Here is a 348-nt window from a genome sequence, read left to right on the forward strand (position 1 = left end):
GAGGCTGGTTAGGCTGACTCTGATTCAAACCTTTTTGAGGTATATGTCATTAAAGTGAATGACCTTAAGCCTGATTAAAGGAGAACCAAAATGAGAACACTTTCACCACCACTACTCTCACAGCAAGAGCATGAACATCGCGTTCTAGAAAAGGCAGCAGAGATATTAGAAGATCGTTATGTACGAGGAGATGTATTTACCAATCCACAAGCTACCCGAGACTATTTGCGATTTAAGATAGGCGGCAGTGAACGCGAAGTGTTCGCCGTCATGTTGCTAGATAACCAACACCGATTAATTGAGTTTGAGGCGTTGTTTCAAGGGACGATTGATGCGGCAAGCGTCTAT

The 348-nt window shown here is 43.4% G+C and carries 1 protein-coding gene; it reads left to right on the forward strand.

Features of this window, described 5'->3' with window-relative positions; genetic code table 11:
• Window positions 1–90: 90 nt before the first annotated feature.
• On the forward strand, window positions 91–348 hold a 258-nt coding region (locus FTW16_RS17730), incomplete at its 3' end, for a JAB domain-containing protein (RefSeq protein ID WP_315897548.1).

It is taken from the genome of Vibrio sp. T20, from assembly GCF_007858795.1.
In the GTDB taxonomy this organism is placed as follows: domain Bacteria; phylum Pseudomonadota; class Gammaproteobacteria; order Enterobacterales; family Vibrionaceae; genus Vibrio; species Vibrio satsumensis.